The sequence below is a fragment of the Plantibacter flavus genome, assembly GCF_002024505.1.
GTDB lineage: Bacteria > Actinomycetota > Actinomycetes > Actinomycetales > Microbacteriaceae > Plantibacter > Plantibacter flavus_A.
On the sequence record NZ_CP019402.1, the window covers coordinates 3,940,632 to 3,952,746 of the forward strand.

Consider the following 12,115-nt stretch of genomic DNA (forward strand, 5'->3'; position numbering starts at 1 on the left):
CCGCAACCCCTCGACATCGACCCCGGCCCCTGAGACCGCTCCGGTCCGGTCCCTGAGCTTGTCGAAGGGCTAGCCGCGCAGCTCCAGCGTGCAGCACTTCACGCCGCCGCCGCCGAGGAGCAGCTCGGACAGGTCGACGCCGATCGGCGTGTAGCCGCGCTCGCGCAGTTGACGCTCGAACCCGACGGCCCGGGCGGCGATGACGACCTCACGACCGTTCGAGATCGAGTTGAGGCCCAGGACGGCTGCATCCTCGGTGCTCACGTGGATCGCGTCGGGGTAGCGCTGCTCGAGGATGCGGTTGCTCGCCTCGTCGAACGCGGTCGGCAGGTAGGCGATGTTCGCGGGCGAGCCGTCGGCGGGAGCCACCGGGTCGAGTACAGCGATCGCGGTGTCGAGGTGGTAGAAGCTCGGGTTCACGAGGTTGAGGGTCACGACCTCGCGGTCGAAGATGCGCCGCACCTCGTCGTGGCTGCGGGGATCGGTGCGGAAGCCGGTCCCGGCGAGGATGGTGTCGCCGACGAGCATGATGTCGCCCTCGCCCTCGTTCACGAACTCGGGGCGCTCGACGCGGAAGCCGTTCGCCTCGAACCAGTCCATGTAGGCCGGCCCCTCGGGGATGCGCTCCTGGTAGGTGAACTTCGCCCCGTAGGCGGTGCCGTCGAGCGTGAAGCCGCCGTTCGCCGCGAACACCATGTCCGGCAGGCCGTCGAGCGGGTCGATGAGGTCGATCCGGTGGCCGAGATCGAGGTAGGCCTGGTGCAGCTGCTCCCACTGCGACACCGCGAGCGAGGTGTCGGTCGGGTCGTCCGGGTTCATCCAGGGGTTGATCCGGTAGCTGACCGTGAAGCGGTCCGGCCGGCACATGAGGTACCGGCGACGGTTCGCGACGCGGGTGCCGGTCGTGGCGTCCTGCGTGGTGGGGGTGGGGTGGTTGAGCGTCGACGACACGTCGGCCTCCAAACGAGCGAGGGTCGGCGGACGAGGTCCAGGGGCCCGGGGGCACGCCACGTTCATCATTGCATGCGATTCGCAGCGTTTTCACGGAGTTTGGCGCAGGAATACTGCGAAGTGGCAGCTTTTCGCGCAATGATTGCGCTTACACTGAGTCTCATGGACAACCTCGACCGCGGCATCATCGATCTGCTCCGACAGAACTCACGCGCCGGCTACGGCGACATCGGCGCGGTCGTGGGCCTGTCGGCCTCAGCGGTGAAGCGACGCGTCGACCGCCTCGTCGCCGACGGGGTCATCCAGTCGTTCACGATCCAGGTCGACCCCACGGTCGACGGCATGCAGACAGAAGCCTACGTCGAACTCTTCTGCCGCGGCACCGTGTCCCCCAACGAGCTGCTGCGGATCCTGTCGGGCGTCCCGGAGGTCGTCGACGCCGGCACCGTCACCGGGAGCGCCGACGCCATCGTGCACATGCGGGCCCGGAACATCCCAGCCCTCGAGGACGCCTTGGAGAAGGTGCGGATCGCCCCCAACGTCGACCACACCCGCAGTGCGATCGTCCTCACCCGCCTCATCCACCGCCACATCGACTGACCCCTCCCCCGGCCCGCGAACGGTCACCAACGCACAGTGCGGCTCGTCGGAAGTCGCCATTCGTGACCGTTCGCGGGCAGGATGGGCGAATGGAGTGGACGATTCAAGCGGGGACCAGTGTGTTCGAGCAGCTGCGGACGCAGGTGATCGAGGCCGTCCGCGACGGGCGGTTGGCGACCGGCGCGAAGCTCCCGACGGTGCGCGGTCTGGCCGACGAGCTGGGGATCGCACCGAACACCGTCGCGAAGGCGTACCGACTGCTCGAGACCGACGGGGTCATCGAGACCCGGGGACGCGCGGGGACCTTCGTGTCAGCGCACGGCGACGCGATCGACCGGCAAGCGCAGCTGGCGGCGGCTGCGTACGCGGACCGCATCCGGGACCTCGGCGTCTCGCCGGAGGACGCCGTGGCGCTCGTGGAGGCCGCGCTCCGCGCCTGACGGCGGCTCGCCCTTCGACAGGCTCAGGGACCGGGGGAACGGACTCAGGGTCAGGGTCAGATGACGCTCTGGGACCACGGATCGGGGTTGCCGAACCGATGCGCGGTGATCGAGATCGCCTGTTCACGCAGGAACGGCAGGAGCTCCACCCGTCCGGCCTGGGTGACCGGTCCACCCCAGATCGCGATCTCGGGATCGCCGCCGAGCACCTCAGCGAGTCGCTTCGCGAGCGGCTCGGGCTCGGAGGCCTCCGTTCCGGGTTCCGCCTCCGCGACCGTCTCGGGACGCGGGCCGACGATCCGCACCCGGGTCGCGACCGGTGGCTCCTGGCCCAGCTCGCCCGTGTCGATCGACCCGCGTGCCGCCATCCGGGTCAGCCACTGCTCGTCGGTCTCGAGCGAAACCGGGATGCTGAGCTCCGACAGCCAGTCGCGCACCTCGCGCGGCAGCCGCCCACCGAGGCTGACGGTGAATCGCGACCGCGACCGCACCGCGGCGATGAGGACCCGCAGCGCGTCGCCCAGGTCGGCCCCCGACGCGACCCGCACCGCGACCGGAACCGGCCGGTAGCGCAGCAGGTTCCGTTCCACGCCGAGCTGCGAGACGTCCTTCACCTCGCCGAACTCGTTCCCCCACGCGATCGCATCACTGAGCGCCGACCGTCGCAGCACGTCGAAGGCTTCGTAGGTGAGCGACGGCTGGGCGGACTCGATGAGCTTCACGATGCGGGTGTCGAGCCCGCGGAGGTGCAGACTGCGGCTCGCCGATCCCGGATCAGGGCGCCACTCGCCGAGCCCGAACAGGTAGTTGGGGCCGCCGGCCTTCGTACCGGTCCCGACCGACGAACGCTTCCACCCGCCGAAGGGCTGGCGCTGCACGATCGCACCGGTGATGCCCCGGTTGACGTACAGGTTGCCCGCCTCGACGGTGTCGAGCCATTCCCCGAGATCGACCGGGTCGAGGGTGTGCAGGCCCGCGGTCAGTCCGTAGGGGGTCGCGTTCTGCAGGGCGATCGCCTCGGTGAGGTTCGCGGCCTGCATGACACCGAGGACCGGTCCGAAGTACTCGGTCACGTGGAAGGGCGAGCCGGGCTGGACACCGGTGCGGACCCCCGGCGACCAGAGGCGCTCGCTCGGCCGGCCGAAGTTGACCGAGGAGTCGTCGAGCAGCTTCGGCTCGACGAGCCACTTCTCGCCGAGGCGCAGCTCGGTGAGCCCGGCGAGGAGCTTCTCCCCCGCCGGCTCGACGATCGGCCCATCTGCGTCCGCGCATCGGACGGCCAGCCGACCCGGAGCGAGCGGACGGCGTCCTCGAGCTGCCGCAGGAAGCGGTCGGATCGTGCCACTGAGCCGACGAGGATCACGAGCGACGCGGCCGAGCACTTCTGCCCGGCGTGCCCGAAGGCGCTCTTCACGATGTCGGCGACGGCGAGGTCGAGGTCGGCGCTCGGCGTGACGATGATCGCGTTCTTCCCGCTCGTCTCCGCCAGCAGCGGCAGGTCGGCACGCCACCCACGGAACAGCTGCGCCGTCTCGAAGGAGCCGGTCAGGATCACCCGGTCGACGGCCGGGTGGGAGACGAGCCGACGACCGAGTTCACCCTCCGCCACATCGGCGAGCACGAGGAGGTCGCGCGGCACCCCGGCGTCCCAGAGCGCCTCGACGACCACGGCCGCGCACCGCTTCGCCTGTGGAGCTGGCTTGATGATCACGCCACTGCCGGCGGCGAGGGCCGCGAGGACGCCTCCGGCCGGAATGGCGACGGGGAAGTTCCAGGGCGGCGTCACGACCGTGAGCGCGGAGGGGACGAAGCGCGCGCCGTGCACGCTCTCGAGCAGGGGTGCGTTGGCCGCGTAGTAGTGCGCGAAGTCGACGGCCTCGCTCACCTCGGGATCGGCCTCGGCGATCGTCTTGCCGGTCTCGCTCGCCATGACCTCGATGAGGTCCGCCCGACGGGAGGCGAGGACCCGAGCTGCAGCGTGCAGGATGGCGGCCCGTTCGGCGGCGGGGCGGGCTCCCCATCGCTCACCGGCGGTGCGGACCATCGTGATCGTGCGTTCGAGGACACGTGGGTCGTCGATGGCTGCGGCCGCGACCGCGGAGCCACCGAGGGTCGACTGCGGGACGCGCGCCAGGATCGACGCTCCCCACGCCCGGTTCGCCGCGAGCGAGGGGTCGGTGTCTGCGGTGTTCTCGAAGCCCGGGGCGCCGTCGACGACACCACCACGCTCCGAGCGGGCGAAGACCGCCGTCTCGACGTACGCGGAGGAGGGGTCGGCGTGGAAGCGGTCCTCGCCGCCGCTCGATCCGCGTTCCAGCCCGAGGACCTGCTGCGTGAGTCCGGCGTCGGGCGCCTGCGCAGGATCGCGGAAGCGGTCGTCCCCGTCGTTGTCGGACAGCGGTGCCTCCGGGGCCTCCGCGGCGCGGTCCTGCGTCCGGTTGGGGGTAGGCACCTGCCCGGCGGTCTCTCCGAGGGCGTCGACCGAGGCGAGGAACCGACGTCGCTCGCGTGCGAACAGGGTCGGCTTCTCGGCGAGCTCGAACACCGCCGACATGAAGTTCTCCTCGCTGGCGTTCTCCTCCAGACGGCGGACCAGGTAGGAGATCGCGACGTCGAACTCCTTCGGGTTCACGACGGGCGTGTACAGCAGCACCGCCCCGACGTCCCGCTTGATGGCCTCGACCTGACCGGTCGCCATCCCCAGCAGCATCTCGAAGTCCACCCGCTCACGTACACCGCGGTCGCCCGCGAGGAGCCACGCGTAGGCGATGTCGAAGAGGTTGTGCCCGGCGACCCCGACCCGCACGACGTCCGTGTGCGCCGGCGTGAGCGCCCAGTCGAGCACGCGCTTGTAGTTGGTGTCGGTCTCGCGCTTCGATCCGGTCGTCGCGAGCGGCCAGCCGTGGATCGCCGCGTCGACCCGCTCCATCGCGAGGTTCGCGCCCTTCACGAGCCGCACCTTGATGGGCGCGCCACCGGCGGCCACGCGCTGCTTCGACCAGGCGGTGAGCTGCATCATCGCCTCGAGGGCGTCGGGCAGATAGGCCTGGATGACGATGCCGGCCTGGTAGTGCAGCAGCTGCGGCTGGTCGAGGAGTCGGGTGAAGACCGCGATGGTGAGGTCGAGGTCGCGGTACTCCTCCATGTCGAGGTTGATGAAGGTGCCGGTCGCGAGCCCCTCCTCGTAGAGCGGCACGAGGCGACGGACGATGCGGTCGACGACCTGCTCGAACGACCACATGGACAGCTGACTGGCGATCGACGAGACCTTGATGGACACGTAGTCGACGTCGGGGCGCTGCAGGAGCTCGCGGGTGCCGGCGAGCCGTCTCGCCGCCTCGCCCTCGCCGAGGACGGCCTCCCCGAGGAGGTTCAGATTGAGCCGTGAACCGTCGGCGCGCAGCTTCGCGATCGCGTTGCCGAGCTCGCGAGGACGGCTGTCGACGATGAGGTGGCCGACCATGCCCCGGAGGACGCGTCGCGCGGCGGGTACGACGACCCAGGGCAGGACCGGACCGACCAGACCACCCGTGCGGACGGCGGCCTGCTCGTACCAGGGCAGGAACCGCGGCGTCCGACCCGCGAGGGCGGCGAGGGCGTTGCCGGCGACGAGCGGGTCCTCCGGGCGCATGACGCCGTCGACGAACCCGACGGTGAATTCGAGACCGTTGGGGTCGCGCAGCACGCCGGCGAGCCGCTCGGCGGCGGGATCGGTCGGAGCTTCCGCCCCTTCGTCGACCCACCTCGACGCGAGGGCGATCGCACGATCCGCGAGTCCGACCGCTTCGGTGGGACCCTCGTTCGCAACGTTCGCCATGCTGCTCAGCCTATGCTCCGATCCGGCGATCCCAGCTGAGGCTCGCGAGTACACGCCTGGCGGCTGAGGAGCCCGGTCGCCGAGCGCCCTCCCCCGGTCACTGAGCCTGTCGAAGTGCGGCTGCGAATAGGGTGTGGTCATGCATTCCGTCGAGCAGTACGACGCCGTCATCGTCGGCGGCGGGCACAACGGCCTCACCGCCGCCGCCTACCTCGCACGCGCGGGCAAGCGCGTCCTGCTCCTCGAACGCCTCGACCATACGGGTGGAGCAGCCGTCTCGGAACGTCCGTTCCCCGGCGTGGACGCACGTCTGTCCCGGTACTCGTACCTCGTCAGCCTGCTGCCCCAGAGGATCATCGACGACCTCGGGCTCGACGTCCGGCTCGTCCGGCGCCGCTTCTCCTCGTACACGCCCGACCCCGCGAACCCCGGTACGGGTCTCCTGATCGACAACCGTGACGACGACGCCACCGTCGCGTCGTTCGCGTCCATCGGGCATCCGGAGGACGCCGCGGGCATCGCCGAACTGCACCGTCGTATCGGCCACCTGGCCTCGGTGCTCTGGCCGACGGTGCTCGAGCCGCTCCGCAGCCGTTCCGATGCGCGTGACGCGGCGATCGCCGCCGCCGCGGACCTCGGGGTGCCGGCCGCTGAGGTCGCGTCGATCTGGTCGGCGGTGTTCGACGAGCCGATCGGCCGGGCCATCGAGGACGCCGCGCGTTCCGACCTCGTCCGAGGTGTCGTCTTCACCGATGCGCTCATCGGCACCTTCGCCCGCGCCGGCGACCAGACCTTGCAGCAGAACATCTGCTTCCTCTACCACCTGATCGGCGGCGGGACGGGCGACTGGGACGTCCCGGTCGGCGGCATGGGCGCGGTCACGGACGCGCTGCGCCGCGCGGCCGAGGAGGCCGGCGCCGAGATCCGGACGCTCGCCGAGGTGACCTCCATCCAGCCGGAGCACGGGCTCGTCGCCTACGTGGACCTCGCCGCGGAAGCGGAGCTCGAGGCGACCGAACCGATGCCGACGCTCGACCGGTTCCGGCCCCGCCCCGGGGTCGTCGTCCGCGGCGAGTGGATCCTGTCGGGCGCTGCCCCGGCGGTGCTGGAGCGCCTCCTCGACCCGGCGGCGGAGCAGCGGGCGGCCGCGGCCGCATTCGCCGCGTGGTCGGCAGCGCGGGGGACGCCGGTGCAGTGGAGTGGTACCGAAGCGATCCTTCCCACGGTGCCAGCGCCGGAGGACGGTGTCCCGCATCCCGAGGGCGCTCAGGTGAAGGTGAACCTGTTGCTGCGGAGACTCCCGAAGCTCCTCGACCCGGCCGTCGATCCGGCGGCGGCGTTCGGCGGCACCTTCCACATCAACGAGGGCTGGGCCCAGCTGGAGCACGCGTACCTCGAGGCGGAGGCCGGCCGGATCCCCGACCCGCTGCCGTGCGAGATCTACTGCCACACCCTGAGCGACCCGAGCATCCTCTCGCCGGAGCTGCAGGCCTCAGGGGCGCAGACGCTCACCGTGTTCGGCCTCCATGTGCCGCACCGGCTCGCGGTCGCGGCGGACGCGGTCCCCGGCGGCCACGACGCCTTCCGTGACGCACTGCAGGCCGCGGTGCTGCGATCGTTGGACTCGGTGATCGCGGAGCCGATCGAGGACCTGCTGCTGCGCGACGCCGAGGGGCGGCCCTGTATCGAGACGCGGACGACGCTCGACCTCGAGCGCTCCCTGGCGATGCCGGGCGGGAACATCTTCCACGGCCCGCTGTCGTGGCCGTTCCTGGAGGACGACGCCCCGCGGACGACGGCGGCCGAGCGGTGGGGCGTCGCGACGGCGCACCCGCGCGTCCTCCTCTGCGGCGCCGGGGCCCGACGTGGTGGCGCGGTCAGCGGACTCGGCGGGCACAACGCTGCGATGGCCGTCCTGGACGCCTGACCCGCACGCCGGAGAACGCGCTGCCGCGCTCAGTGGTGGCGGTGGTCCTGGATGGTGATCTTCGGGCCGCGACGCGGCTTGTGGATGCCGCTCCGGCCGATGAGCCGCAGCACCCGCTGCCGGTGACCAGCCCAGGGTGCGAGCAGCTCGAGCATGCCGTCGTCGTCCACGGGTGAGCCGGTGAGCGCCTGACCCACCGAGGCTGCGAGGTGGTAGTCGCCGACACTCACGGCGTCGGGGTCGCCGTGCGCTCGGAGCGTCACCTCGGCGGCCGTCCATGCGCCGATGCCTGGCAGGCTCTGGAGGCGCCGTGACGCGTCATCGGGGTGCTCGTCGATCGTCCGCTCGATCGCGGCGGCGAGTCGCGACGACCGCACGACCGTCTCCGACCGTTGCGGCCCGACACCCGCCGTGTGCCACTCCCAGCTCGGAACCATCCGCCAGGTCTCGGCGGACGGCGCGACGACCATGCCCTCGGGTGCCGGCCCTGGTGCCGGGTCACCGTGTCGCCGCACGAGCAGGCGCCACGCACGCCACGCTTCGAGTGCGGTCACCTTCTGCTCGAGGATCGACGGCACGAGCATCTCGAACACGAGCCGGTTGCGGCTCAACCGCAACCCCGGGTTCCGTCGGGACACCTCGGTGAGGAGCGGGCTCCGGCTCACGTCGAGCTCCGACCAGTCGTCGTCGCGCCCCAGCAGCTCAGGCACGCCGGCGATCATCCACTCGGCTCCCGGGCCCCAGGCGGTCGCCTCGACCCTGCCGTCGCGGACCGTCGAGACGTACAGCGTCGCGCCACCGTGCGGTGTCCGCGCCGTCAGCCAGACCCCGCCAGGCGTACGGCGGTAGCAGGGTCCGTCGCCTCCCCGGGCGATCAGCCGCAGGGTGCCATGGACGTCGAGTGGACCGCTCGGGCGGTACACCGTCCGCATCGGCTCCGCCTCGCGCGACACCGATCCGGTCGGCTGCAGCGCGGCCTCGACGGAGGACAGTGATGGAGCGGCGAACGATGCAGAGGCGGACATGGTGGTCACCCTACGTGGTGACCACCGACATCCGGCGACGCCGACGGCGGCTGAGGATCGTGAGGACGCCCCGACCGCCGCCGATCCGCTATCGCACCAAGCGGAAGTCATACCCGGCCTGATCGATGAACGTTCCGTTCACGCGTTGCTCGACGCGTCCGCCCTGGTAGCGGCCCGGGAGGTAGTCCCGACTCCATTCGACGGTCCACGAGCCCGAGGAGTCGGCCTTCGTCGTCCCGAGTCGGGTGCCCCAGGCTCCGATGATCTCGATGTCGGCCAGCGGTGTCGCCGTGCCGGTGAACACGGGCCGCGTACCGGTGAGGGTGTCGCCGATCCTCGGCGACGTCACCCTGAGGACGGATGCGACGGTGAAGTCGTAGACGGAGCGGTGCGTCTCGACGCCGCCGATGATCTGTCGGACGGTGCCACCCGCGTACCGGGCGGGGAGCAGCGACTTGTTCCAGCTGATCGTCCAGCGTCCACTCGCAGCGACGGCCTCGGTGGTGCCGACGAGATCGCCCCATGCGCTCCAGATCTCGAGCCTCGCACCGGGCTGTGCCGTGCCGCTGAACACGGGCACCGACGAGGAGATGACGCCACCGCTCGCGGGCGACTCCACGACAAGCGGTGCGACGACCGCGCGGGCGGCCACGGTGAAGTCGTACGGCGCGCGAGACTGCTCCACCCCGTCGATCTCCTGGCGCACGGAGCCGCCGCTGTACCGACCGGGGGTCAGGCTCTTGTTGATCGGCGCCGCCCAGCGATGGTCGTCTCCGACCTCGGCTGCAGCGATCTCCGTACCCCAGGCACCGATCACCCGGATGGTCGCGCCCGGCTCTCCACGACCGCTGAACACCGGGTCTGCGGTCTCGATGGTCTCCCCGATGGCGGGCGAGAGCAGGGTGACGTCCTCGACCGGGCCCGGCTCGGGCATGGGCTCCCGATAGGTGAACCGGAGCGGTGCCGTGGTGCGCTGTTCCCCGAAGACCTGCGTCGCGGTCGCGGTGTACGCGCGCGGCTCGAGCGTCCGGAGTGACTGCTGACTCCAGGCGCCGCTTCCGTCCACCTCGACGTCGACCAGCGTCACACCCGTCGTGTCATCGAGGACGGTCACCCGCGCGCCCGGTTCTCCGAGACCGGAGAACACCGGACGCGGATCGTCCACCGTGGCGTCGAGTGCGGGCGTTCGGACCGTCACCGCTGTGACGACGCGGTAGGTCAGCGACCAGTTCGCGGTCGAGTCGTCAGAGCGTTGACGAACGGTGCCGGACTGCGCTCCGGGCGCGAGATCGCGGGTCGGAACGGCAGACCAGGTGCCCTCTGCGGTGACGGTCGCCGTGGCGAGTGGTCCGCCGGACGAGTCGAGGACCTCGACGACCGCATCGGGCGTGCCTCGCCCGCTGAACACGGGACGTGGCTCCCGGACGACGGACCCGGGCGTCGGCGCTTCGAGGGTGACCGGGATGGCGACGGGGACGGGATCGAGTCCCTCCGGGGTGACCCGGTCGGCGTCCACGACCGAGCCGAACCCGCCCACGGCCAGCCTGCCGTCGAACTGACGGAGGAAGCCACCTGCTCCGCCGTTCGAGACGAGGCCGTATCCGCTGACACGGTCGTTCGCGAAGACCTCCCAGCCCCATTGCTGCGCGGTCGAGCCGGTGCAGACCGCCGGGTACACGTACTTGTAGGCCTGCGACGGATCAGGCTGGAGGCACCTCGTGACGCCTCCGACCGTGGTCATGACCGGACCGGACGCGTCCACCGACGGGAACGTCCAGCGGCCGGATGCGGCGAGCGCCTGGTCGAGCGTGGCGTGCAGCGTCACCCTGGCCGGGTTCAGGACGTCCGTCGAGCCACCGACCGCGAAGAAGGCGTCCGAGCCGGAGGGGAACGCCTGGCCGACGAACCTGCCCTCGACCGAGGACACCGCCGGGGTCGTGTCAGGCGCCGGCTCGGTGGCCCGGGCGGCCGGACCGGTGAGCAGACTCACCGTCATGCCGAGCAGACTGACGATGGCGATGGGGATGGGGAGTTTCATGGGCGACCTTTCGCAAGGGTGCGCCCGAGACGACCCGAGGGAGGGCCGTCCGGACGCACCGGCGGAGCGTTCGCGAACGAACGCGGTCAGCCTACAAGTATTCCAGTTGCTTAATCCAGTATGTCGACCGACTCTTCCGGTTCACCAGTCGCTCGGTGCCGACGCCTTCGTGGGCGGCAGGGCCACATCCCTCGCCCACTGCGCCTGCCATGCAGGGAGGTCGGTTGGAGCCGGGCCGGTGAGCTCGATGAGTTCCGAGAGCGCCACCACGCCGCCCGAGCGCTTGAGGAACCGACCTCGGACGAGGGCTTGCGTGTAGATCTCCCCGCCCACGACCACCCGGTGTTCGATGAACACGCCCTTGTCGTCATAGCCCGTCACGCGGGTCTCGACGGTGAAGCGCTGCCAGGGCTGCAGCGATTTCCGGAACGTGATGCTCTCACTCGACACCACCGGGTACCAGCCCAGGTGCTTGAAGCGATCCCAGAGTCCGTTCCGGATCAGGAGGTCGAACCGGCCGAGGTCGAAGATCGACAGGTAGACACCGTTGTTCATGTGGCCGAGGACGTCGAGGTCGGTCGGCAGCACGCTCAACCGGATCCGTCCGACGTCCCAGGTGTCGAGGCGCTCGCCGCGGCGGGCTCGACGGCGGGACTGCAGGAACATGGCGATGGTGCGGAAGATGAGGTGCACGGATGCGACCGTATCCCGCCGGCGCGGCGTCGTGCACCACGGTTGTCCCGACTCGACAACACCCGGGTCCTGGGACGCCTGGCGACGTGTGGCGTCCGACACACCTGGGCCGGATCGCCGACGGTCAGTCAGCGGCGACGGTGTTGCCCTCCCCACTGTCGGTGACCACCGGCGCCGACGAGGTCGCGACCTTGTTGCCGTTGGCTCCCTCGACGAACGTGACGTTGTCGACGGTCGAGACGTTCACGAGGGTGATGGAGCTGTTGAACGAGAGGTTCACGACGGCTCCCGTCACGGTCACGATGCTGTTGGAGGCCTCCACGACGACGTTCTCGCAGTCGCCGTCGATGGTCACGTTCGAGCTGTCGTCGACGATGGTCGCCGTGCCGTCGACGCACTCATCGGTGACGTCGGGGATCGTGTACTCGGAACCGGTGGTGGACTCGGCGGCGACCGTCGGTGACGCGCTCGTCGTCGACGTCGCATCCGCGTCGGTGCATCCGGTGAGGGCGATGACGGCGAGGCCCGCGGCGGCGAGGAGGGTGGGTTGCTTGGGCATGGGTGCTCCTTCGGAGGCTCGGTAGGGGGAGGCAGGAGCCGCCGGCCCGGTGCAGTGACACCGGG

General features: G+C 70.7%; 8 protein-coding genes and 1 pseudogene. 3 read left to right on the forward strand and 6 right to left on the reverse strand.

Translation table 11 applies throughout. From position 1 onward, the window contains the following. Positions 1 to 69: 69 nt before the first annotated feature. Positions 70 to 951 (reverse strand): dimethylargininase, encoded by an 882-nt coding sequence (gene ddaH / locus BWO91_RS18185; protein ID WP_346425808.1) that lies wholly within the window; start codon positions 949 to 951, stop codon positions 70 to 72. A 162-nt stretch (positions 952 to 1,113) separates the two neighbouring features. Here ddaH and BWO91_RS18190 point away from each other — a divergent pair, with 162 nt between their 5' ends. Both BWO91_RS18190 and BWO91_RS18195 read left to right on the forward strand, forming a co-directional pair. Further along, positions 1,114 to 1,551 (forward strand): Lrp/AsnC family transcriptional regulator, encoded by a 438-nt coding sequence (locus BWO91_RS18190; protein ID WP_064294884.1) that lies wholly within the window; start codon positions 1,114 to 1,116, stop codon positions 1,549 to 1,551. An 89-nt stretch (positions 1,552 to 1,640) separates the two neighbouring features. Continuing rightward, positions 1,641 to 1,991, forward strand: a complete 351-nt coding sequence (locus BWO91_RS18195) for a GntR family transcriptional regulator (protein WP_079003587.1) — start codon at positions 1,641 to 1,643, stop codon at positions 1,989 to 1,991. Positions 1,992 to 2,047: 56 nt separating this feature from the next. On the opposite strand, the pseudogene BWO91_RS20440 reads toward BWO91_RS18195, so the two are convergent. Beyond that, positions 2,048 to 5,808 (reverse strand): annotated as a pseudogene (locus tag BWO91_RS20440) (proline dehydrogenase family protein). 139 nt (positions 5,809 to 5,947) lie between these two features. On the opposite strand from BWO91_RS20440, the gene BWO91_RS18205 reads away from it, so the two are divergent. Continuing rightward, positions 5,948 to 7,735, forward strand: a complete 1,788-nt coding sequence (locus BWO91_RS18205; RefSeq protein ID WP_079004055.1) for a phytoene desaturase family protein — start codon at positions 5,948 to 5,950, stop codon at positions 7,733 to 7,735. 29 nt (positions 7,736 to 7,764) lie between these two features. On the opposite strand, the gene BWO91_RS18210 is transcribed toward BWO91_RS18205, so the two are convergent. The 4 genes from BWO91_RS18210 to BWO91_RS18225 form a co-directional block, all read right to left on the reverse strand. After that, on the reverse strand, positions 7,765 to 8,760 hold the full coding sequence (locus BWO91_RS18210) for a DNA-3-methyladenine glycosylase family protein (RefSeq protein WP_240555582.1): 996 nt from the start codon (positions 8,758 to 8,760) through the stop codon (positions 7,765 to 7,767). An 88-nt stretch (positions 8,761 to 8,848) separates the two neighbouring features. Further along, positions 8,849 to 10,798 carry a hypothetical protein gene (locus BWO91_RS18215; protein WP_079003588.1) on the reverse strand — a complete coding sequence of 650 codons (1,950 nt, stop codon included), beginning with the start codon at positions 10,796 to 10,798 and terminating at the stop codon, positions 8,849 to 8,851. A gap of 141 nt (positions 10,799 to 10,939) precedes the next feature. Then, complete coding sequence (locus tag BWO91_RS18220; protein ID WP_079003589.1) at positions 10,940 to 11,491, reverse strand: acyl-CoA thioesterase; 552 nt, start codon at positions 11,489 to 11,491, stop codon at positions 10,940 to 10,942. Between the two features lie 124 nt (positions 11,492 to 11,615). Then, the gene (locus BWO91_RS18225) at positions 11,616 to 12,050 is read right to left on the reverse strand and encodes a hypothetical protein (RefSeq protein WP_071260440.1); all 435 of its coding nucleotides are present in this window, start codon (positions 12,048 to 12,050) and stop codon (positions 11,616 to 11,618) included. Between the last annotated feature and the right edge of the window lie 65 nt (positions 12,051 to 12,115).